Origin of the sequence: Natrinema versiforme JCM 10478 (assembly GCF_000337195.1) — an archaeon.
GTDB classification, from domain to species: Archaea; Halobacteriota; Halobacteria; order Halobacteriales; family Natrialbaceae; genus Natrinema; species Natrinema versiforme.
The window spans coordinates 190,787-212,274 of record NZ_AOID01000005.1 but is presented as its reverse complement, the minus strand read 5'-3'; the positions used below and the strand labels follow the sequence as shown (position 1 = coordinate 212,274).

The following is a 21,488-nucleotide window of genomic DNA, read 5'->3' as shown; positions in this document are numbered from 1 at the left end:
GGGAGAACGGCGAGGCGACCGGAGGCTGACTCAGTCGATATCCCGAGCGAGACCGTCGCGCAGATCGCGGCCGAAGTAGTAGCCGACCACGGACGCGAGCAGCCCCACGGTCGCGCCGACGGCGACGAGCGTTTGCCCGGAGCCGACGGCCGCGAGGACGGCATTGTTGAGGATCGCGGCGACGCCGCCGACCGAGACGCCGGCGACGCTCAGCTCGAGGTAGCGCCGCTTCGACGCGAGGAGGCCGACGGTGAACGCGACGCCGAACATACCGATCACGCGACCGGCGATCGGCAGCACGGTCGTGCCGGCCAGCAGGCCGGCACTGAGGACGAGCACCAGCGCGAGAAACTCCTTCGGCGAAAAATACCGCCCGAGCGAGAGCCGTGACGTGAGGGGAGCGAGCCACGAGCGCGACGAGCCGGAGTCGGACTCGCCGGCTGCTTCACCGGCCGGTTCGGACTCGGGTTCCGGGCCGCGATTGATTCCAGTGGACAGGTCCTGCAGGGGGTCACTGCCGGACGCGTCCGACGGATCCGCGGATTCGGGCGTCGCGTCGCCGGTACCGCCGCTCGACCCGGAGAGCAGTCGATCCGTCTCCTCGAGGAGGTCGTCGGTGGCGGGGGGGTCTCGGTCCCGACGCTCGGTCACCTCGTCAGAACGGTCGCTCATATGTCACCTGAGGTCGGCCTGTCTCATGGACCTTTCCCTGCGACGGCCGCAGGCTATAGGGGGGTCGCCGTCCCAGCGGACCTATGACCTGGGCTGGGCCGGCCGTCTTCGGGCTGTTCGCGGTCGGTACCGGTGCGTTCGTCTACGTTCTCGTCGCGAACCTCGAGCCCCAACCCGAGTATCCGGAACTCATGACCGATCTGCTGCGGCTGCTCGGATTCGCGATCGCGGTCTGTGCGATCGGAATCGGGCTCGTCTTTCTCGTCGCCGCCGGGCGCGCCTACGCGTGGTGAGGTTGGCTGAGAGTCCGGCCGATCGGTTCAGGCGCGTCGCTCGAGGCTGTGACTGAGAACGAGACGGAGTCGGCCGAAAATCACTGCGATTCCACGATAAAAAGGCCGTGTGAGACGAGTTAGCGAACCGAGTCCAGCAGGAGCTTCTGTTCGACGCGTTTGACCTCGTGTTGAACGTCGCGGACGGCGTCGATGTTCGCGGAGATCGACGTGATGCCCTCGTTGGCGAGGAACTGGACCATTTCGGGCTTGGAGCCCGCCTGCCCGCAGATACTGGTGTCGACGCCGTGTTCGCGGCAGGTCTCGATAACGTCGCCGATCAGGCGCAACACGGCGGGGTGGAGTTCGTCGAAGCGGTCGGCCACGTGCTCGTTGTTCCGATCCACGGCGAGCGTGTACTGGGTGAGGTCGTTGGTGCCGAAGGAAGCGAAGTCGATGCCCGCCTCGGCGAGTTCCTCGACCGACAGCGCGGCCGCCGGCGTCTCGATCATCGCCCCCCACTTGCGTTTTTCGGGGTCGATGCCGGCCTCTTTCATGCATTCTTTGGCCCGGTAGACATCCTCGGCGTCGTTGACCAGCGGCAGCATGATCTCGACGTTGTCGTAGCCCATCTCGTAGAGCCGCCGGAACGCCTCGAGTTCGTGGGCGAAGACGTCGGTTCGATCGAGCGACCGGCGGATGCCCCGGTAGCCGAGCATCGGGTTGTGTTCGGCCGGTTCGTCCTCCCCGCCCTCGAGTTGGCGGAACTCGTCGGTGGGGGCATCGAGGGTACGGACGCGGACGGGCCGAGGGTAGAACTCGTCGGCGACGCCGCGGATGCCGTCGACGAGTTCCTTCGTGTAGGCGTCCGTGCCGTTTTCGTCGATGAACTTCTCGGGGGTCTGGTTCAGCGAGAGGATCATGTGCTCGGTCCGGAGCAGGCCGACGCCGTCGGCCCCGGTCGCGGCCGCGCGTTCGGCCGCTTCCGGAATGGAGACGTTGACCTTCACCTCGGTCGCGGTCATCGGTTTGACCGGCGACTGCGGGCGGACCTCCTCGACCGGTTCGGTCTCCTCGTCGGGTTCGACCGCCGCCCCCTCGAGGACCGATCCCTTGTCGCCGTCGAGGGTGACGACCTGGCCGTCCTCGAGGACGGTCGTGGCGTTGGTGGTGCCGACGATGGCGGGGACGCCGAGTTCGCGGGAGACGATGGCGGCGTGGCTGGTCATGCCGCCCTCGTCGGTGATGATCCCCGAGGCCCGCTTCATCGCGGGCACCATATCCGGCATCGTCATCTCGGTGACGATGATGTCGCCCTCGCCGACCTTGGCCAGATCGTCAAGTTTCGTGACGATCTTCGCCGGCCCGCTGACCGTGCCCGGGCTCGAGCCCAGGCCGTCGACGATGACCTCGCCCGAACTCGAGCCGGACCCGCTCGCGTTGGCGGTATCGGCGCTGCCGGCGTCAGCGGCTTGGACGCTGCCGCTGCCGTCGGTGACTCCCTTCGTGGGATCGACGCCTTCGGCATCGGCGGCGTCGCTGCTCCCCTCATCGATCGTGGTGATCGGGCGGGACTGAAGCATGTAGACCTCACCGTCGACGATGGCCCACTCGACGTCTTGGGGCTCGCCGTAGTGGTCCTCGACGCGCTCGCCGAGGTCCATGAGATCGTCGATCTCGGCGTCGGAAACGACTCGTTGGGTGCGCTTGTCCTCGGGCACCTCGCGCTCGACGGTCTGGCCGGTCGCCTCGTCTTTCTCGTGTTTGACCTTCTTCTCGGCGATGGTGACGTTCATCGACCGGTCTTCGCGGTCGATGACGTAGTTGTCCGGCGAGACGGCACCGGAGACGACGGCCTCGCCCAGTCCCCACGCAGCCTCGATGATCATTGTCGGATCGCCCGTCGACGGGTGGCTCGTGAACATCACGCCGGACTTCTCGGCGTCGACCATCTGCTGGACGACGACCGCGATGTTCACCGCCGAATGATCGAAGCCCTGCTCTTGGCGGTAGTAGATCGCTCGCTGGGTAAAGAGCGAGGCCCAACACTCCCGCACCCGGTCGAGTAGGTCCTCTTCAGTGACGTTGAGGAACGTCTCCTGCTGGCCCGCAAAGGAGGCGTCGGGCAGGTCCTCGGCCGTCGCCGACGAGCGGACCGCGACGAACGCCTCGCCATTGCCGACCTCGCGGTAGCTCGCGACGATCTCCTCGCGCAGGTCGTCGGGGAAGGGGGTCTCGAGGATGAGTTCCTGTGCGCGGTCGGCGGCGTCGGCCAACGCACTCGAGTCGTCGACATCGACGTCGACGGCCTCGAACAGCTCCTCGTCGATCTCGGCGTCTTCGATAAACGATCGATAGGTCCCGGCAGTCACGACGAATCCCGGTGGAACGGGCAGCCCCGCGCCCGTGAGCTCGCCCAAAGAGGCACCTTTCCCGCCGACCTTCTCAAGGTCGCCGGCACTGATCTCGTCCAGCCAGAGTACAGCCATCTCTATTGAGGTGGTCACTGGACCGAATAAAGAAGGTTGCGAACAGTAGCGCCCAATCGCAACTCACAAGTGAATGAGTTTCCACCGCAGCGGCGGCAGACGGACGCCGCGAATCGGTAGCCGCCGAATGGAACCAAGCGACGACACGAGATAATGATCGATATGAGCCCGTTACAGTGCCGGATCTCGACACTATTGTCGTGTCGTCCACAGCGATTATACTATTTCGGAGACTGTTCCCGATATGGGACTTCGAAATCCGTTCAAGTGGACGCTCGTCTATCGCGCGATCACGGTCGGGGCACTCGGGCTCGGACTGGCGCTCGTCGCCGCGGGATTCCTCGCCGGCTTCGGCGGCGCGATCACCGGATTGCTCGCCGATCCGCTGAATCCGGGGCCGGCGATCGAGAGCGCGAATCCGATGATTACCCTGCTCTTCGCCGCGCTCGGCATCGTCGTCTGGCAACTCGGGAAGAGTTACGCGCTGTTCGTCACGCTCCCGCGCGCGGCGGGCCGAGCCGCCGGTCGCCAACTCGACGCGAACCGACTCGCGAGCGAGGTCCACGACGGACTCGACGACCGCCTCGCCGACATGGAAGCCGAGCTCGCCGAGACGCGCCGGGCTGTCGAGGCGCTCGAGGAGGGCGGTCGGACCGCGACCTTCGACGAGCGCGAGCACCTCGATGACGACGCGGCGGCCGGCGACACCGCAGCGGCCGCCGAGTTAACCGAGTCGAGCGACGGGGCCGTCGCATCGGCGACTCGAGAGGCAGAGCTGGAACCGGAGTCAGCGTCGGAACGAGAGCGGGAGCGGGAAACGGAATCGAAATCCGAGCCGCCGACCGGCTCGGCCGGACAGGGGCCGTCGCCGCCCTCGAGTCCGTCGGATTCCCCGACGGAGAGCCTCGAGAGCGATAGCAGCGGCGGCGGTGAGGGACGTGGCAGCGGTGACGACAGTGACAGCGACGGCAACGGCGGCAGCGACCCGCTCGCCTGAGCGCGGCCGTGTCAGCGGACTCAGGCCTCGAGAATCTCGTCCTCGTCGGCCTCGGGGACGACGAGAGAGCCGTCGAGGACGGTCACGCCGCGGCCACCGACTCGCACCGCGTCGTCGAGGCGAACGCGGACGATCCCCGGCCGGTCGACGTAGTGACCCTGCTCGAGTCGAAGCTCGTCGGGGAGGTCGTCGTCGAACGCACCGAAGCGGTCGAGGTACGCGCCGACGGCCCCGCTCGCGGTGCCGGTGACCGGATCCTCCGGGACGCCGGCACCCGGCGCGAACATGCGGCCGTGGACCGTCGACTCGGGCTCGAGCGCGTCGAACGTAAAGAGGTAGACGCCGGCGGCGTCGACCGCGTCGGTCAGCGCCTCGATCGCGGCCATATCGGGCTCGGCGTCGCCGACGTCCGAGAGGTACGTAATCGGCGCGATCAGGAACGGGAGGCCCGTCGAGGACACCGCCAGCGGGATATCGGCGCTCGCGCCCTCGAGGGCGGCCTGATCGACGCCGAGCGCCTCGGCGACGCGGTCGTAGCCGATATCGACCTCGCGGATCGTCGGCTCATCCTGGGTCATCCAGACCGTACCGTCGTCCGCGATCTCGATCTCGAGGGTCCCGACGTTCGTCTCGAGGGTCGTCGTTCCAGTCGCGAGGCTCTCCTCGTGGAGGTGTGCGAAGGTCCCGATCGTCGCGTGCCCGCAGAGATCGACCTCCTGTGTCGGCGTGAAATAGCGGATTTGACGGTCGGCGGTCTCGCTCGAGCGGAGGAAGGCCGTCTCGCTGACGGCCATCTCGTCGGCGATCGCCTGCATCTGGTCGTCCGAGAGGTCGTCCGCGTTCGGCACGACCCCCGCCGGGTTCCCGGTGAGCGGTTCGTCGGTGAAGGCGTCGACCTGCAAGACCCGAATCGTCTCCATACGACGTGGGTCGGGCGACCGGCGTATGAATCCTCGGTCCATCGGTCGACCGACCGGCGGCTCGGCCCCCGTCGATCGGCCGCGTTACAACCCGTCGATCCAGTCGGCGAGATCGGTGACGACCGCCTCGTCGACGTTGTTGCGAACGGCGTAGGCGAACTCGACCGATTCCCCCACGCCGGGCATGAACAGGTGATTGAGCCCGTCGTAGGTCTCGAAGTCCGCCGACGAGTCTCCCTCGAGTTCGGACTGCCACCGTGCTAAGTCGTCGGCGGCGCTGACCTGAAAGTCGCGCGTCCCCTGCAGGAAAAACAGGGGCGTATCGATCTCCGCCGCGGTCCCCAGGTGGTCGTAGGACTCGAGGCTCTGCCAGAACGCGCCGGGTTTGTTGAGCAGCGTTTCGTCCGCCTCGTACTCGCCGGACCGAACCCGTTCGATCTCGTCGGTCCACGTCTCGTAGACGCTCGCCAGATCGGCCCACTCCTGTGACCCGACCGACACCTTGTGCTCGAGTTGGGCGAGTGTCAGGTCGTGGAACGGCCGCGCTGGCGCGGCGAGGCCGACGACGCCGGCGAGGGTCCCGTCTCGAGCGGCGATCCGGGGCGCGGCCCGTCCGCCGAGGCCGTGGCCGACGACGGCGATCCGATCCGAGTCGACGCCCTCGACGCTCCGCAGGCGCTCGACCGCGACCAGCGCGTCGTCGACGGTGACGCCGTCGAGGGTGTACTCGGTGCCCGTGACCTCGCAGGCAGGCACGCGCTTGTCGTACCGAAGGGTCGCAATCCCCTGCGTGGCGAGTCCCTCCGCGAGGTCCGTAAAGAACTGCGTGCCGCCGCGTGCGGTGTCGGCGGTCACCGGTCCGGAATCGTGGACCAGCACGACTCCCGGCGCGCCGTCGCCGTCGACGGGTGTCGTGACGGTTCCGGGGAGCGAGCAGCCGTCGGCCGAGAGGGTCAGGTCCTCACTGGCAACCGCGCTCGAGTCGACGTACGACGGGCGCTCGTACTCGTCGGTGACCCCGCAGTCGACGATCCGCAAGTCGGTGTCGACGACGACGCGGCAGTCGTGATCGCTGCGGGCGAACGACAGCGTCAGGTCGACCGCCGACGCGCCGTTGCCCGTCTTCACGTTCGTATCGGCGATTTCCTCGAACGAGCCGCCGACCGCGCCGTATCCCATCCAGAGCCGCTCGAGGCGGCCGGGGTCGCCGTACCGGTCCTGCTCTCTCGAGATAAATCGCTCGCTCGCCCGTTCGAACTCCCCATTCGCGAGGTTCTCGACGAACGCCGTCGCGACGCGTTCGTCGCTCGCCGGGCCGCTTCCGTCGTCTTCGTCGGCGAGCAGGTCGGCACAGCCGGCCGCTGCCGACGCCGTCGCCGTCGATACCGCCGCCAGTACGGTCCGCCGTCGAGGTGCCATCGATACCGAAGCGACCACGATCTATCGGATAAAGACACGGTCGATTCTCTGTGACTGTGCTCGATTTTGATATGCAAAGGCACACGGCTCTCGAGCCCTCGAGTCTGCGACTTCGCGCGATCGTGAACCCCCGATCAGTCGTCGCCCGTCTCCTCGAGCGGATCGGTGTGATCGTGGTCCGCCATCGGCGGCAGCTCACCCGACTCGTGGGTTCCCACGGGCGGTCGGTTGACCTCGGCGGCGGGCGAGGACTCGAGGTCGGTGCGTTCCTTCCCCTCGATGGCCTTCATCTCGCCGTCTTCGCGTGCGTCCTGATCGATCCGCATCGAGCAGAACTCGGCCCCGCACATCGAGCAGAAGCGCGCCTCCTTGTAGTTGTCTCCGGGCAGCGTCTGGTCGTGGAACGACCGGGCGCGGTCGGGATCGAGCGCGAGGTCGAACTGTTCGCGCCAGTCGAACTCGTAGCGGGCCTCCGAGAGCGCGTCGTCCCAGTCGCGTGCACCGGGGCGTTCGTTCCCGACGTCGCCGGCGTGGGCGGCGATCCGGTAGGCCGCGAGGCCGTCGCGAACGTCCTCCTCCTCGGGGAGCCCGAGGTGTTCCTTCGGGGTGACATAACACAGCATCGCGGCACCGGCTCGGGCCGCCATCGCCGCACCGATGGCGCTCGTGATGTGATCGTAGCCCGGCGCGATGTCGGTCACCAGCGGGCCGAGGACGTAGAAGGGGGCGCCGTCACAGACCTCCTGCTGGCGCTCGACGTTCTCGGCGACCTTGTGCATCGGAACGTGGCCCGGCCCTTCGACCATTACTTGCACACCGTGGTCCCAGCCGACGCGGGTCAGTTCGCCCAGCGTGTCGAGTTCGGCATACTGGGCCTCGTCGCAGGCGTCGGCCAGACAGCCCGGTCGCAGGCTATCGCCCAGACTGAACGTCACGTCGTGTGCGGCGAAAATTTCACAGATCTCCGGAAAGACCTGATAGAACGGGTTCTGCTCGCCGTTTTCTTCCATCCACTTGGCCATGATCGAACCGCCCCGCGAGACGATCCCCGTCTTCCGCCCGTCGGTCAACGGCAGGTGCTCGGCGAGGATGCCCGCGTGGATCGTCATGTAGTCGACGCCCTGTTCGGCCTGCTTCTCGACGATCTCGAGCAGCAGGTCTTTCGTAATGTCCTCGGGGCTGCCCGCCTGCTTGACCGCCTCGTACAGCGGCACCGTCCCCAGCGGCACCGGCGAGTGCTCGACGTGGGCTTCCCGGATCTCGTCGAGGTCGCTGCCCGTTCCGAGGTCCATCACCGTGTCCGCGCCGTAGTGAACCGCGGTGTGGAGTTTCTCGAGTTCCGTCTCGAGGTCGCTGGTCGTCTCGCTGTTACCGATGTTCGCGTTGACCTTCGTCGCGAACTCGCGGCCGATGACCATCGCGTCGAGTGCGTCGTGATTGACGTTCGCCGGAATCACCGCCTGTCCGTCGGCGACCTGCTCGCGGACGAACTCGGGATCGCGGTTCTCTCGCTCGGCGACGCGTTCCATCTCCGCCGTGAGCCTGCCCTCGCGGGCGGCCTGAATCTGTGTCTGTGCCATCGATAACTATGTTGTATTACTAGATTATAAACCTCCGGCGGTTCCGGTCGCCGACCGTCGGGCCGCTGGCGGACGCGATCCGTTTCAGCCGACTTAAGGGGACCGCGCTCGAGACACCGGGTAGGTGGCCATCAGATGTCCGACTTACCGGACGATTTCGACTGTACGATAACCAACTGGGAGTATATCTACGGCCTGTGTCGGGACGTGAGCGACGAGATCCGCGACGACGAGTTCGAACCGGACGTCGTCGTCGCGCTGGCCCGGGGCGGCTGGTTCGCGGGCCGATGTCTCTGTGACTTCCTCGGCCTGGACGACCTGACGAGCCTGAAGATGGAACACTACGTCGGGGCCGCCCAGACCTCCGGCGAGCCGACCGTCCGCTATCCCATGCCCGAGGGCAGCGTCGAGGACAAGGACGTCCTCATCATCGACGACATCGCCGACACCGGCGGCTCGATCGAGCGCGCCTACGAGTACGTCGATGACCGCGACGCCGGCGAGGTCCGCACCGCGACCCTGCAACTGCTCGGCACCAGCGAGTTCCGACCCGACTACGTCGGCGAACGCTTAGCGGAGTGGACGTGGGTCGTCTACCCGTGGAACTTCATCGAGGACATGGTCGATCTGATCTCCAGCGCGATGGAGAAAGCCGACCAGCAGTCCTTTACCGAAGAGGAGATCCGCCACTACCTCACCGAACACCACGGCATCGAGCGCATCGAGATGGAGATCGCCCAACCCGACCGCCTGCCGGAGGTCCTCCACGAGATGGAACGGCGCGAGGTGCTCGAGTCGACCGGAACCGACGAGTGGGCGCTGGCTGAGTAACGGCGTCTCATTGGGTCGTTTCTTTCTTCGAACGCGAGCCCGGTCTCGCTTCCGACTTCGGGGTAGCGTTACTTACGGGAATCCGGAGTACTTACGCACACGGTTATTGTAGGAACGCCCACACGATGCCCGCCGAGGATGAGTTATGGTATCCGTCCGTAGACGACATCTTGTTGCTTCATGGCGATATTGTCTCGGAAGACGACGAGGCCAGTACTGGCGTTACCGATCCGGACAGGATCGGGTTTGCTATCGATTACGTTGATGGCGACGAAGCAATATCGGAAAATGGCAGCTGACGAAAGCGCCTCCGAGGGTTCGCGGAGTAACCTGCTCGAGCGGCTGCTTGAAGACGTACGAGAACAGTACGTCGAAGAACACGGCGAAGAGCCGCCGGAGAAAGTGATGCGCGACGCTCGCCGGGATCTACTGCGGTCGTTAGCTAAAAAGGGACGCGACGAACGCCGGGACGTGTACGATGCGCTGGCGGACGAATAGCGCTGTCGTCCCGTTCTCAACTCACAGCTGCTCAATTCGTTTTTCAGGAAACTATCACCGGTTACAGACAGTTCACTACACGGCACTCGCTTTACCGATCCGATCGAGCGGGTAAACATCCCGTGTATCGGCTCGAGTCGATGACGTTACTCCGCGACGGAGTCGGTGTCGCTCGAGTCGGTCGTCTCTGAACCCGCCTCGCCCTCGTCGACGAGCGCGCCCGTCCACGTACCGCGGCTGAACCACGCGACGGCGGCGACCGCGCCGACGATGTCTCCGATTACGACGCCCGTCCAGATACCGGTGGGACCCCAGTCGGCGACGAAGATCAGGTAGTAGGTGACGGGGACGCGGACGATCCACAGCCCGAGTACGGCGAAGGCAAGCGCCGTCTTCGTGTTCCCAGCACCGCGGAACGCCCCCTGTACCACCTGTAACACACCCATGAAAGCGAAGCCGATCGCGGCGAATCGGAGGTAGGTCACGCCGTAGTCGATCGTCGCCTGCTTCCCCGCGGCGTCGGCGGTGACGAACACCGAGACGAACGGCTCCGGAAAGAGGGCGACGAGTCCCCCCGCCGCGATCATGACCGCGCCGATCACACCCGCCGCGAGCTGGACCGCCCTCGCCGCCCGGGCGGGTTCGCCCGCTCCCAGATTTTGGCCGACGATCGTGTCCGTCGCCTGCCCCATCCCCAGCGCGGGCAGGAACGCGAGCGAGATCAGCCGATTCCCCAGCCCGTAGGCCGCGACCACCGCCGGCGGGAAGGTCACGACCATCGCCGTCATCGCGACCAGCGCCAGCGCGGTCATCGACTGCTCGAGCGCCGTCGGCACGCCCAATCGCGTGATCTTCGCGACGTACTCGCGTCGCGGCCGGAGGTGCGAAGGCTGGATGTCGGGACCGACGTCAGTGTAGTACAGCAGATAAAAACCGATCGCCGTCGCGATCCCCCGAGAGATGAGCGTCGCGACGGCGGCTCCCTGCACCTCGAGCCGGGGGAGGGGGCCGACACCGAAGATGAGCAGCGGATCGATCGCGACGTTGATGACGACACTGACGAGCATCACGCGCATCGGTGTTCGCGTGCTGCCGTAGCCGCGCATGAGCGCGACGAAGACGAAGAAGCCGAAGAGGAAGGGGAGTCCGAGGAAGAACACCCGCAGATACGCGGCGGCGAGGGGGATAATCGCGGCCTGGGTTTCGGCATCGGCGGGCAAGACGGCGAGCATCGGTTCGGTCGCGACGAAGCCGAGGGCGCTCAGTCCGATCGCGACCAGCGAGACGAACGAAAGCGTTTGGCCGGCGATCAGCCCCGCGTCGCCGCTCTTCGCGCCGGTGTGTTGGGCGATCAGGATCGCACCGGCAGTCGTGAAGCCGCCGCCGATCGCGATCAGCAGGAACAACAGCGGAAAGGCGAGGCTCACCGCGCCGACCGCGTCGGGCGAGAGCGCGCCGAGCCAGAAGGTGTCGCCGACGTTGTAGGCGACCTGTAACAGCTGAATGACGATCAGCGGCCACGCCAGCCGAATCATCGGCCGGACGAGGGGACCGTCGGTGAGGCTGCCCTCCGACGCCTCGTCGTCCGTCATACCCGACAGTGGGCGCGACGGTACTTGGGTGCTCGTGACCCATGATAGCGACGGCCACCGGTTCGAACCGCACAACGGGGGTCGGCGGTAGCCATCCGCACTGCAGAGCCGACCGATATCCGCGCGTTTAGGGTGCTGCTCGACAGACGTCCGTGCATGACGATCGGCGTTATCGGCGGCAGCGGTATCTACGACGCACTGCCACTCGAGAACACCCGTAAAAAAGCGGTATCGACGCCCTACGGCGAACCCAGCGAGGCGGTTACGCTCGGCGAACTCCACGGAAAGGAGGTCGCGTTCCTCCCGCGCCACGGTGCGGACCACCAGCATCCGCCGACCGACGCGGCCTACCGCGCGAACATCTACGCGCTCAAATCGGTCGGCGTCGATCGAGTCATCGCAACCAACGCGGTCGGGAGCCTGCGTGAGGATCTGCCACCGCGAACGCTGGTCGTCCCCGACCAGATCTTCGACCGTACGAAACACCGCTCGCCGTCCTTCTTCGGCGACGGCATGGTCGTCCACATGGGCTTCGCCGATCCCTACTGCCCCGCCTTAGCCTCCCACCTCGCGACCGCGGCCGAGGAGGCGACCGACGACACGAAAACAGAGGAGGGCGGCACCTACGTCTGTATCGAGGGCCCACAGTACTCCACCCGCGCTGAGAGCGAGTTCTACCGCGATCAGGGCTGGGACATCGTCGGCATGACCGCCATCCCGGAGGCCAAACTCGCCCGCGAGGCCGAACTGAGCTACGCCACCGTCGCCGGGGTCACCGACTACGACGTCTGGAAGGACGACAACGAGGTCACCTTGGACGAAGTCCTCGAGAACGCCGCGGCCAACCGTGAGGCGATCAACGCGATCGTCGAACACGCCGTGCGAACGATGCCCGAGGACTTCCACAGCGAGGCCTGGAACGCCCTCGAGGGCACGATCAACACGCCACAGGAGGCGATTCCCGAGGACACCCTCGAACGCGTCGATCTCCTCGCCGGCGACTACCTCGACTAGTTACTCGAACGCGCGTCTGAGTTCCAGCGCGGTCGTCTCGTCGCTCCGGTCGACGCGGCGGGCGGACTCGAGGCGACCGGCGCTGGGGTCGACGTGCCTCGTGGCGGCCGACGGCGCTGTCGGTCCGCGGTTTCGGTTTTGGGTCTGATTCCGATCCCTGTCCCGACCTCGACTCCGCTCCCGGTTCGGGACCGTCGACTGGGTCGGCGTCGGGTCCGGCCCCGCGGCTCGGTCGGCCTCGGGGCTCGAGCCGACGCCCTCGGCGAGCCCGATACAGTCCGCACAGAAGTCGTTGTGCCCCCACTCGAGGGTGTGCAGCGGCACGCCGAGGACGACGAGCTGCTTGGCGTAGCGGCGGTGGGTGCCCGATGTCACAAGCGTCTCGCAGCGAACGCACCGTCGGCGGTCGGTCTCGAACGGCTCCTCCTCGAACCGGTATTCGATCCCGAACGTATGGGCCGGATACAGCGGCAGGCGACTCACGACGTGGAGGCCGATCAGCACGAGCGAGACGCCCAGCACCGAGAGCCACACGCCGGTCGTCGGGTCAGTGACGGTGATCGGCCCGACCAGCGCTCCCGCGAAGAGTGCGATCGGCAGGCACCGCCGGATCAGCGCGAACGTCTCGATCCGGGTGCGAAAGAGGACATCGTCCGGCCTCGTCATCGACCCGACGTTTCGCCGGTGCGGGCTAAACGCTTGTGGGCGCTCGAGTCGAGCGGGTCCGGAACCGCCCTATTTTGTCGCAGAATAAACGGCCCGCTCGAGTCTGTGGAGTGGTCCTGACGATAGGAGGTACTCACTCAGCGACCGCTTCGCTCGCGTCCGACGCCACCGTAGCGTCTTCGATCCAGAGATCGCCGAACAGTTCGTCCTGCTCGAGGGTGACTCGACCGCGGTGGGCCAAGAAGAGCAAGGCGAGATAAGTCATCACCCGCGTGCCGCCGACATCGTCGATTTCGGCGTACAGCACCTCGTCGCGGCCCGCCTCGTAGTTGGTTTCGAGTTCCGCTTCGACATCGTCGATGACGGACTCGATGTCCTCCTCGTGGGTCGTGTGGGTAACGTCGTCGCTGGTCGGCTCGTCGTCGACCCGGAAGTCGTCGCCGGAGTGGTAGTTCAGCTCCTGCACACCGCGGTCGTACCCCTTCGGCGAGTCGCTCGTATCGTAACTTCGGGACTCCTTCCACCACGTGTCGCGCTCGGCGGTCCGCAGCTCCCGGACCAGTTCGTCCAGCGTCTCCGGCTTCCCGCGGGCGTGTTTGCGCTCGAGGCGACGTTCCATCTCCTCCTCGAGGTTCTCGACGGGATCGAAGCCGGGTGGGTAGTCCCGCTCCTCGTCCTCGGGGTCCATCGGCCCGTCGTCGGCGAAGGGCGCTTCCCACGGCGGTAGTTCCTCCTCGTCGGGGTCGTCGGTCGCGAACAGTTCGTCGCTTTTCATCCGCAGGAGGACGCTTGCGTAGAACAGCGCCCGGCCCGACGTCCGCAGGTCGACGTCCTCGATCGCCTCGAGGAACTTGTCGGTGACCGCGACGATGTCGATGTCCCACGGCTCGATCTCGCCGTCTTTCGCCAGTTGGACGAGCAGTTCGACGGGTTCGACTTTCTCTTCCTCGTCCCCGTCCCCGTCCGAGGCCGTCTCGACATCCGTGAACTCGAGGACCGAGTCACCCTCGTCCTCGCCGGCGGGGTCGTCGGTGCTCGAGGCCGTCTCGGGGCTCGAGGGAGATTCGCCCGGCGGCTCGCGGTCCTCGTGTCCGGTGATGTTCAGCGGGATTTCCTCGCCGCCGTCGGCTCGTAGTTCGCTCTGTTCGCCGTCGCCAAGCGGGTCACCCGTCTGCTTGCGGGCCGCTGGCCTGCCCCCACTGTTGTCTCGCGGGTCGCTCCGCTCACGGGTCGCTTCGCTCCCCGTTCGCATTCTCGAGGGTTCCTGCGTCGCCTTCGGCTCCTTGGAACCCTCGCTAGTCATCAGCAGGAACCTCCCCACTACTCAGATCGATCCCGGTCACCGCGCTCACGTTGTCCTGTTGCATCGTCACGCCGATCGCCCGCTCGGAGCGGTCGAGCATCGCCGAGCGGTGGGAGACGACGACGAACTGGGCCTTGTCGGAGAGCTCCTCGACCATCTCGCCGATCCGCTCGGCGTTGACCGCGTCGAGGAAGGCGTCGACCTCGTCGAGCGCGTAGAAGGGAGCCGGGTTGTGCCGCTGGATCGCGAAAATAAACGCCAGCGCGGTCAGCGACTTCTCGCCGCCGGACATCGCGTCCAGCCGCTGGATCGGCTTGTCGCCCGGCTGGGCCTTCATCGTCAGCCCGCCGTCGAACGGATCCGCCTCGTTCTCGAGGTGGAGGGTCCCGGTCCCCTCCGAGAGCTTCTCGAAGATCTCGGTGAAGTGGGCGGCGATCGCGTCGTAGGCGTCCATGAACGTCTGCTTCTTCTGGGTCTCGTACTGCTCGATGCGGTCGCGGATCCCCTCCGCTTCCTCGACCAGCGTCGCCCGCCCCTCCTCGAGGTCGTCGAGATCGCTGCGGACCTCGTCGTACTCGTCGATCGCGAGCATGTTCACCGGCTCCATGGCCTCCATGTCCGCCTGCAGGTGTTCGATCAGCTCGAGGACGGTGTCGTGGTCCGGCACGTCCTCGGGGTCGTAGTCCCCGACTTCCGATTCGAGGGACTCGATTTCCCACTCCAAGCTGCTCGCCCGCTCGCTTGCGTCCTCGAGTTTGCTCTCGACGGCGTTGACCCGGTCTTGCTGCTGATCGCGTTTCGTCCGGGCCTCGGAGAGCTCCTCTTTGAGGTCGCTGCGCTCGGCTTTCAGCTCCGTGAGCTCTTCCTCTAGCTCCTCGACGGCGGCCCGCTTCTCGTCGAGTTCCTCGCGCTTGCCGGCGATTTCCTCCTCGTAGTCCTCGATCCGCTCCTCGTGTTCTGCCGTGCGGTTCTGGGCAGCCTCGATGTCATCGTGGAGGTCCTCGATGGCGTCCTCGGCGTACTCCTTCTCGAGGCTCAGTTCGTTGAGTTCGTTGTCGAGTTCCTGAATGCGGTCCTCGCGCTCGTCGATCTCGGCCTCGAGTTCTTCGATCTGGTCCGTTAGCTCGGGGATCTTCGAGTCTGCGAGTTCGCTCTCGAGGTCCGCGATATCGGCCTCGAGTTCCTCGACCGCCGCGGTCTTCGCCTCGATCTCCGCGGAGATCTCGTTCATCCGCTCGTCGACGGACTCGCGTTCCTCGCGGAGCTCCTCGAGGTCGGCCTCGAGCGTTTCGATCTCACTCTCGACATCGTCGCGCTTCTCGTCGAGCCCCTCGAGTTCGGATTCGATCGAACGGACCTCGTCGGCCGCGTCGCTCTTGCGGTCGCGGGCGTCGTCGAGGCGCTCCTCGACGCCGCGCAGGTCCTCGCGGAGGGACTCGCGCTCCTCCTGGAGCTCCGTGATCTGTGTCGCGACGCGCTCGAGTTGGCCCTCGCCGCCGCCGGTAAAGGAGTACCGGGAGCCGCCGCCAGAGCCGCCGGTCATCGCGCCGCTTTTCTCGACTAAGTCGCCGTCGAGGGTGACCATCCGGTAGTCGCCCATGTACGAGCGGGCGGTCTCGATGTCCTCGACGACCAGCGTGTCCCCGAGGACGTAGGAGAAGACCCCCGCGTACTCGCTGTCGAAGTCGACGAGGTTGTACGCGAAGTCGACGATTCCCGGATCACTCGGAGCCGACGGCAGCCGGCGCTGGCTCATATCCGTCAGCGGCAGGAACGTCGCTCGGCCCGCGTTTCGGGACTTCAGATGCTCGATACACTGCTGGCCGATGACGTCGTCGTCGACGACGACGTTCGCGAGCCGGCCGCCCGCGGCGGTCTCGCAGGCCACGGCGTACTCGCCGGGGACGGTCCCCAGTTGGGCGACCGCGCCGTGGACGCCGTCGATTCCCGAATTGAGGATCGTCGTCACCGCACGGCCGAACGAGGAGTCGCCGCTCTCGCCGGCGTTTGCCTCGAGTTCGGCGTACTCCTGCTGTTTGGCCTGAATCTCGTCGTCCAACTCGTCGACATCGGATTGGAGCCGTCGCTTCTCGCCTTTCAGGTCGTCGACGACCTCAGCGATGTTCGCACGGTTTCGCTCGGCCTTCTCGAGTTCGCGCTCTAAGTCGCCCCGTTGGCTCTCGATTTCGGGGATCGCCTCGCGTTTGTCCTCGATCGTCTGCTCTTTCTCGCTGATGTTGTTCGACCGCCGCCGGGCCTCGTCGAGCAGGCGGTCCTGCTCGCGCTGGAGGTCGTTCCTCTCGGTTTTAGCCGCCTCTAACTCGTCTTTGCGCTCGGCGAGATCTGCCTTGAGTTCGTCGAACTCGGTGTCGACGGCCTCGATCTCGGCCTCGAGGTCGTCGCGTTCGGCCTCGCGTTCTTGGATCTCGCTCTTGATCGAGGCCTTCTCAAGTTTGTGCTCGCGCATCTCGTCGGCGAGGTCGTCGATCGTCTCCTGCTTGCGGTCGATCTGGACGAACGCCTCCCGGCGTTCGGACTCGGCGTCCTCGATCTGTTCCTCGCTGGCCTCGATCTTGTCCTCGAGCCGCGAGATGTCGCCTTTGATCTCCTCGATCTCGCTTTTGATCCGGAGCTGTTCGTCCTCGCCCTTGCGCTCGATTTCGGCGTTTAAGTCCTCGAGGTCCTCTTGGAGTCGGACGACCGCGCCTTCGCGCTCGTCGAGTTCGCGCTGCAGATCCTGGAGTTCGGCTTCGAGGTCGTCGACCTCGCTCTCGACGGATGCGAGTTCGTCGCGTTTCTCCTCGAGTTCGCTGGCCTTCCGGTAGCCCTCGTACTCCTCCTTCTCGCGGCGGAGCCGGCGGTAGCGCATGGCCTCCCGCCGTTCGTCCGCGAGTTGGTCGAGGCGGTCGCGTTTCTCCTCGATACGGAGTTCGGCCTCGTCGATCCGTTCCTGGACCGTCTCGAGTTCGCCGAACGCGTCTTCTTTCTTCGCGTCGAACTCCGCGACGCCCGCGATCTCGTCGATGATCTCCCGGCGGGCGTGGGGAGTCATGTTGATGATCTCGGTCACGTCGCCCTGCATGACGACGTTGTACCCTTCGGGCGTAATTCCGGCCTGTGCGAGCAGGTCCTGGATGTCCGAGAGGTTGACCGAGCGGTCGTTGAGATAGTAGTAGGAGTAGTAGTTGTCCTCGGTCTCCTTGACCCGGCGACGGATGCGAATCTCGTCGACGTCGCCGACGTCGTCGCTGCCCGCGGCGTTGACGACTTGCGAGCGCTCGAGGGTGCCCTCGGAGTTATCCAGAATGACCTCGACGGTCGCTTCGCGGGGCCCGCTCGAGTCGCCGCCGTCCTCGTGACCGGGGTTGTAGATCAGGTCGGTCAGTTTTTCGGCGCGGATCCCGCGGGTGCGGGCCAGTCCGAGCGCGAAGAGGACGGCGTCGATGATGTTCGATTTCCCGGAGCCGTTCGGGCCCGTGACGACGGTGAAATCCTCGTAGAACGGGATCTTCGTCTTTCGGCCGAAGCTCTTGAAATTGTCGAGGACGATCGCCTTGATATACATTCTTCTTGCGAGACCTCCGTACCGCAACCGGCCGTCGGAGCGGGCGAGGACCGCGTCTGCGCTACCCACCCACAGCGACGGCCGCAGTTATGCGACAATGATGTCGTCGCTACCTGAGTCTTCCGCTTCGTCGTCGGTCGATTCCGTCTCCGTCTCGGCGTCGGCCGCCGCTTCCGCGACATCGTCGGGTTCGGCCTCAGGCGTTTCGTCGCCGGTGTCCGCCGTCGTTCCGGTTTCCTCGTTCCGTCGTTCGGGCACGCGCGTCGGCGTGTCGGCATCGAGTTCGGCCTCGAGGACGCGGATTCGCTCTTTGGCCTCGATGAGTTCGTCCGTCAGCCCTTCTACCGTCGACTCGAGTTCCGCAACCGTCGATTCGAGCGTCTCGACGCGGTTGTTCGACATATCAGCTAGGGATCCGCCTGGCCACATAAACGTACGTCAGACGACTATAATTTATATTACAATTGGCGTGCGGTACGCGGCCAGCGAGCCGTGACGGGAGCCCTTTACTTCGCGGACTCCGCCGCGGGGAGCGTAAACGAGAACGTCGCGCCCTCGCCGGGTTCGGACTCGACCCAGATCTCCCCGCCGTGGCGTTCGACGATCCGCTGGCACAGCGCCAGCCCGATCCCGGTGCCGGCGTACTTCCCGCGGCTGTGCAGGCGCTGGAAGACCTCGAAGACGCGGTCCCGATCGTCGGAATCGATCCCGATGCCCTCGTCGCGGACCGAGATTACCCACTCTCCGCCCCGCCGACGGGCATCGACCGAAATCCGCGGCGGTTCCTCGCCGCTGTACTCGATCGCGTTCGACAGCAGGTTTTGGAACACCTGCCGCAACTGATTCGCGTCACCCTCGACGCGGGGTAGGGCCGCCGTCTCGATCTCGGCACCGCTCTCCTCGATCCGAAGTTGCAGATCCGTCAGCACGCTCTCGAGGACCGAATCGAGATCGGTTGGCTCGAGCGGGTCCCCCTGTGTCTCGATCCGGGAGTATTCGAGCAGGCCATCGATCATGTTCCGCATTCGCTCTGCGCCCTCGACGGCGAACTCGAGGAACTCCTCGCCGTCCGCGTCGAGCGCGTCGGCGTAGCGGCTCTCGATCAGTTGGAGGTAACTCGAGACCATCCGCAGGGGCTCTTGGAGGTCGTGGGAGGCAGCGTAGGCGAACTGCTCTAAGCGCTTGTTCGACTCCTCGAGCCGGGCGATCGTCTCCTCGAGTTTGCGCTGGTACTCCTTGCGCTCGGTGATGTCGTGGGCCATCGTCACCCCGGCGAAGACATCGCCGCGGGTATCGGTGATCGGGACCGCGTAGATGGCCCACTCCCGGCCGGCGTACTCGACCTCGACCTCCCCTTGCTCGCCCTCGAGTGCGCCTCGGAGCGCCGGCTCGAGCGCCTCGCTGATCTCGGCGGGCCAAGCGTCGCTGAAGTGTTCGCCCTCGAGATCGGTCGGCTCGACCGGGATCTTCTCGAAGCCTTGGCCCGCGACGAGCGTGTACTCGAGGTCGTGATCGAACAGGGTGACGATCCCGTTCGGGAAGTGCTCGGCGAGGGTCCGGTAGCGCTGTTCGGACTCCTCGAGTTCGCGTTCCCGTCGCTTCCGCGCCGTGATGTCGCGGTCAGAGACGAAGATCGAGACGACGTCGCCCTCCTCGTTCGTGACCGGCCTGAAGACGCCGTTGAGCGTGTACTGGTCGCCGTCCGGCCGGGTGAGATCGGTCTCGAACTCGACGTACTCGCCGGCCGCCGCCCGTTCGGTCCACTCCTTGACCGCGGCCCGAACGTCCTCGCCCTCGCCCCACCACGGCGTCTCCCAGAACGGCTCGCCGGTCACGTCCGCGAGGTCGGCATCGACGTACTCCATCGCGGTTCCGTTGATGTCTAAGACCGTCCCGTCGGGCTCGAGTAAGCCGACGAGGATGTTCGGGTCCTCGAAGATGGCTTCGAAGCGGCGCTCGGTCCGCTCGAGTTCCCGCTGGCGCTCCCGGCGCTCAGTGATGTCGCGGAAGTACACCGAGATGCCGGTCTCGGAGGGATAGAGGTTCGCCTCGACCCGGAAATCGAGCGTGTCGTAGTAGAGTTCGTAGCTGGTCGGCTCCTGCGTTTCGAGGGCCGTATGGAAGGCGTCCCAGACCTCGTCGATCTCGTGGAGATCGGGGAACACGTCCCAGAGCCGCTCGCCGAGGAGTTCCTCCTCGGAGCGCTGGAGGAGTTCCGCGGCACGGTCGTTGACGTGGGTGAATCGAAACTCGTCGTCGACCGCGTAGAAGGCATCCGAGATCCGGCCGAGAATGCGCTGGAGTTCGCTCTCGAGTTCCTGCTCGCGCTTCCGGCGGTCGGTCATATCACGGGTCACCTTCAGGTAGCCCTGCAGCGTGCCGTCGTCGTCCCGGATCGCCGTGATCGTCACGTTCGCCCAGAATCGCGTGCCGTCCTCGCGGACCCGCCAGCCTTCGTCCTCGACGGACCCGGTCTCGGTCGCGGCCTCGAGGTTTCGCTCGGGGACGTTCGCCGCTCGATCGCTCTCGGTGTAGAACGTCGAGAAGTGTTCGCCGACGATCTCCTCGCGGTCGTAGCCCTTGAGCTTCCGTGCGCCCTTGTTCCAACTGATGACGCGACCGTCCGTGTCAAGCCGGAAGATCGCGTACTCCTCGACGGCGTCGACCAGCGACTGGAACTCCGCTTCGTTCTCCTGTAAGTCCGCTTCGGACCGCTTCTGGTCGGTGATCTCGTAGTAGAACTCGACCCGTCCGCCGGCGAACTCGCCGGATTCGATCGGCTTGCTCTGATAGGTGAGCCACCGCTCCTCGCGGTCCTCGCCCGCAGTGACGCGACACTCGAGGCGGTCGATATACCGGTGCTCGTCGTACGACGAGATGAGCGTCTCCGCGAACGAATCGGGGGCGGCGATCTGGTCTCCGAGCGTGTCTTCGATGACGGTGCGGTTGTTCCGGCCGATGAGCGATGCTCGATCGAGGCCGAAGTACTGTTCGATGGTCTCGTCGACCCACGAGATCGTTTCGTCCTCGTCGAGGACGCAGACGCCGATATCGGCCGTGTCGATGATGCTCGTGACCGATTCGTACGACGCCACCGCCGATGCGAGCGTCTCTTGCCGCCGTTGCTCCTCGGAGCGGTCGCGAGCGACGCCGATAGTGCCCCGAAACTCGTCGTCCTCGATCAGCAAGTTGACGCGCAGTTCGCAGGGGAGCGCGTCGCCGTCGGCGGTCCGAATGGCCAACTCGAAGGTGGCGATCTCGCCGTCTCGAGCGGCGATCTGGCTCGCGACTTCGCGTTCGATGCGGGCGGTGTCGGCGTCGTCGAGGAGGACCGAGACGTGCTCGTCGAGCAGTTCCTCGCGCTCGTAGCCGGTCTCCTCGAGGATCACGTCGTTGACCGCGACGAAGCAGCCGTCGGCATCGAGCTGGTAGATCCCGTCGTCGATCGTGTTGATCAGGGTCCGATAGCGGTGGAGCGCGACATCGTCGGCGGCATCGCCCCAGAATGCCCCGTCGTTCGCGCCCGCTCGAGTACTCATGGTATTCCGAACGCCGTAGACGGGGAAAAAACGCTCGCCGTCTCGAGCCGAGCGCGACGACGACGCGACGGCGCTTCGATCGGCGACGGACCCGGAATCGGGGTCGCTGTTAACATGTTTACGTTCTCCTA

Annotated in this window: 17 protein-coding genes; 6 read left to right on the top strand and 11 right to left on the bottom strand. The window is 65.9% G+C overall.

Translation table 11 applies throughout. The features are described 5' to 3' along the window. Positions 1–30: 30 nt before the first annotated feature. The gene (locus C489_RS01900) at positions 31–672 is read right to left on the bottom strand and encodes a hypothetical protein (protein ID WP_006429418.1); all 642 of its coding nucleotides are present in this window, start codon (positions 670–672) and stop codon (positions 31–33) included. An 83-nt stretch (positions 673–755) separates the two neighbouring features. Between C489_RS01900 and C489_RS01895 the strand changes: the two genes are divergently transcribed. Further along, the gene (locus C489_RS01895; RefSeq protein WP_006429417.1) at positions 756–965 is read left to right on the top strand and encodes a hypothetical protein; all 210 of its coding nucleotides are present in this window, start codon (positions 756–758) and stop codon (positions 963–965) included. Positions 966–1,084: 119 nt separating this feature from the next. On the opposite strand, the gene ppsA is transcribed toward C489_RS01895, so the two are convergent. Further along, entirely contained in the window at positions 1,085–3,433 is a 2,349-nt protein-coding gene (gene ppsA / locus C489_RS01890; RefSeq protein ID WP_006429416.1) for a phosphoenolpyruvate synthase, read from the bottom strand. Between the two features lie 244 nt (positions 3,434–3,677). On the opposite strand from ppsA, the gene C489_RS20580 reads away from it, so the two are divergent. Continuing rightward, positions 3,678–4,430, top strand: coding sequence for a hypothetical protein (locus C489_RS20580; protein WP_006429415.1), 753 nt, complete (start codon positions 3,678–3,680; stop codon positions 4,428–4,430). A 20-nt stretch (positions 4,431–4,450) separates the two neighbouring features. Here C489_RS20580 and C489_RS01880 read toward each other — a convergent pair whose 3' ends face one another. The 3 genes from C489_RS01880 to thiC form a co-directional block, all read right to left on the bottom strand. After that, on the bottom strand, positions 4,451–5,350 hold the full coding sequence (locus C489_RS01880; protein WP_006429414.1) for a PhzF family phenazine biosynthesis protein: 900 nt from the start codon (positions 5,348–5,350) through the stop codon (positions 4,451–4,453). 84 nt (positions 5,351–5,434) lie between these two features. Then, a complete protein-coding gene (locus tag C489_RS01875) occupies positions 5,435–6,769 on the bottom strand; it encodes an alpha/beta hydrolase (RefSeq protein ID WP_006429413.1) in 1,335 nt (444 codons plus the stop codon). 134 nt (positions 6,770–6,903) lie between these two features. Further along, positions 6,904–8,349, bottom strand: coding sequence for a phosphomethylpyrimidine synthase ThiC (thiC, locus tag C489_RS01870; RefSeq protein WP_006429412.1), 1,446 nt, complete (start codon positions 8,347–8,349; stop codon positions 6,904–6,906). A gap of 135 nt (positions 8,350–8,484) precedes the next feature. Between thiC and C489_RS01865 the strand changes: the two genes are divergently transcribed. The 3 genes from C489_RS01865 to C489_RS01860 all read left to right on the top strand — a co-directional run bounded on the left by C489_RS01865 (position 8,485) and on the right by C489_RS01860 (position 9,678). Next, positions 8,485–9,180, top strand: a complete 696-nt coding sequence (locus tag C489_RS01865; RefSeq protein WP_006429411.1) for a phosphoribosyltransferase — start codon at positions 8,485–8,487, stop codon at positions 9,178–9,180. 125 nt (positions 9,181–9,305) lie between these two features. After that, on the top strand, positions 9,306–9,479 hold the full coding sequence (locus C489_RS20575; protein ID WP_239642019.1) for a hypothetical protein: 174 nt from the start codon (positions 9,306–9,308) through the stop codon (positions 9,477–9,479). Next, positions 9,469–9,678 (top strand): hypothetical protein, encoded by a 210-nt coding sequence (locus tag C489_RS01860; protein WP_006429410.1) that lies wholly within the window; start codon positions 9,469–9,471, stop codon positions 9,676–9,678. Before C489_RS20575 ends, C489_RS01860 begins: the two co-directional genes overlap by 11 nt. A gap of 146 nt (positions 9,679–9,824) precedes the next feature. Here C489_RS01860 and C489_RS01855 read toward each other — a convergent pair whose 3' ends face one another. Further along, complete coding sequence (locus C489_RS01855) at positions 9,825–11,270, bottom strand: MATE family efflux transporter (protein ID WP_006429409.1); 1,446 nt, start codon at positions 11,268–11,270, stop codon at positions 9,825–9,827. A gap of 156 nt (positions 11,271–11,426) precedes the next feature. Here C489_RS01855 and mtnP point away from each other — a divergent pair, with 156 nt between their 5' ends. Continuing rightward, complete coding sequence (mtnP, locus tag C489_RS01850; protein ID WP_006429408.1) at positions 11,427–12,284, top strand: S-methyl-5'-thioadenosine phosphorylase; 858 nt, start codon at positions 11,427–11,429, stop codon at positions 12,282–12,284. Here the strand turns inward: mtnP and C489_RS01845 are convergent, their stop codons facing one another. From C489_RS01845 to C489_RS01825, 5 genes are all read right to left on the bottom strand, one after another. Then, positions 12,285–12,950, bottom strand: coding sequence for a hypothetical protein (locus C489_RS01845; protein WP_006429407.1), 666 nt, complete (start codon positions 12,948–12,950; stop codon positions 12,285–12,287). It lies immediately after the preceding gene. 133 nt (positions 12,951–13,083) lie between these two features. After that, positions 13,084–14,253, bottom strand: a complete 1,170-nt coding sequence (locus C489_RS01840) for a segregation and condensation protein A (protein WP_049890495.1) — start codon at positions 14,251–14,253, stop codon at positions 13,084–13,086. Further along, on the bottom strand, positions 14,246–17,818 hold the full coding sequence (smc, locus tag C489_RS01835) for a chromosome segregation protein SMC (RefSeq protein ID WP_006429405.1): 3,573 nt from the start codon (positions 17,816–17,818) through the stop codon (positions 14,246–14,248). The genes C489_RS01840 and smc overlap by 8 nt, the downstream gene beginning before the upstream one ends. 87 nt (positions 17,819–17,905) lie before the next feature. After that, positions 17,906–18,220 carry a DUF7518 family protein gene (locus tag C489_RS01830; RefSeq protein ID WP_006429404.1) on the bottom strand — a complete coding sequence of 105 codons (315 nt, stop codon included), beginning with the start codon at positions 18,218–18,220 and terminating at the stop codon, positions 17,906–17,908. Positions 18,221–18,324: 104 nt separating this feature from the next. Continuing rightward, positions 18,325–21,357: a PAS domain-containing sensor histidine kinase gene (locus tag C489_RS01825; protein WP_006429403.1), complete on the bottom strand. Its 3,033-nt coding sequence runs from the start codon at positions 21,355–21,357 to the stop codon at positions 18,325–18,327. Between the last annotated feature and the right edge of the window lie 131 nt (positions 21,358–21,488).

What these genes read in the sequence shown, in the direction of transcription:
- C489_RS01845 (WP_006429407.1), bottom strand. Translation starts at nt 12,950, where the DNA reads ATGACGAGGCCGGACGATGTCCTCTTTCGCACCCGGATCGAGACGTTC.
- C489_RS20580 (WP_006429415.1), top strand. Translation starts at nt 3,678, where the DNA reads ATGGGACTTCGAAATCCGTTCAAGTGGACGCTCGTCTATCGCGCGATC.
- smc (WP_006429405.1), bottom strand. Translation starts at nt 17,818, where the DNA reads ATGTATATCAAGGCGATCGTCCTCGACAATTTCAAGAGCTTCGGCCGA.
- C489_RS01900 (WP_006429418.1), bottom strand. Translation starts at nt 672, where the DNA reads ATGAGCGACCGTTCTGACGAGGTGACCGAGCGTCGGGACCGAGACCCC.
- C489_RS01830 (WP_006429404.1), bottom strand. Translation starts at nt 18,220, where the DNA reads ATGTCGAACAACCGCGTCGAGACGCTCGAATCGACGGTTGCGGAACTC.
- C489_RS01860 (WP_006429410.1), top strand. Translation starts at nt 9,469, where the DNA reads ATGGCAGCTGACGAAAGCGCCTCCGAGGGTTCGCGGAGTAACCTGCTC.
- C489_RS01825 (WP_006429403.1), bottom strand. Translation starts at nt 21,357, where the DNA reads ATGAGTACTCGAGCGGGCGCGAACGACGGGGCATTCTGGGGCGATGCC.
- thiC (WP_006429412.1), bottom strand. Translation starts at nt 8,349, where the DNA reads ATGGCACAGACACAGATTCAGGCCGCCCGCGAGGGCAGGCTCACGGCG.
- C489_RS20575 (WP_239642019.1), top strand. Translation starts at nt 9,306, where the DNA reads ATGCCCGCCGAGGATGAGTTATGGTATCCGTCCGTAGACGACATCTTG.
- C489_RS01880 (WP_006429414.1), bottom strand. Translation starts at nt 5,350, where the DNA reads ATGGAGACGATTCGGGTCTTGCAGGTCGACGCCTTCACCGACGAACCG.
- mtnP (WP_006429408.1), top strand. Translation starts at nt 11,427, where the DNA reads ATGACGATCGGCGTTATCGGCGGCAGCGGTATCTACGACGCACTGCCA.
- C489_RS01840 (WP_049890495.1), bottom strand. Translation starts at nt 14,253, where the DNA reads ATGACTAGCGAGGGTTCCAAGGAGCCGAAGGCGACGCAGGAACCCTCG.
- C489_RS01855 (WP_006429409.1), bottom strand. Translation starts at nt 11,270, where the DNA reads ATGACGGACGACGAGGCGTCGGAGGGCAGCCTCACCGACGGTCCCCTC.
- C489_RS01865 (WP_006429411.1), top strand. Translation starts at nt 8,485, where the DNA reads ATGTCCGACTTACCGGACGATTTCGACTGTACGATAACCAACTGGGAG.
- ppsA (WP_006429416.1), bottom strand. Translation starts at nt 3,433, where the DNA reads ATGGCTGTACTCTGGCTGGACGAGATCAGTGCCGGCGACCTTGAGAAG.
- C489_RS01875 (WP_006429413.1), bottom strand. Translation starts at nt 6,769, where the DNA reads ATGGCACCTCGACGGCGGACCGTACTGGCGGCGGTATCGACGGCGACG.
- C489_RS01895 (WP_006429417.1), top strand. Translation starts at nt 756, where the DNA reads ATGACCTGGGCTGGGCCGGCCGTCTTCGGGCTGTTCGCGGTCGGTACC.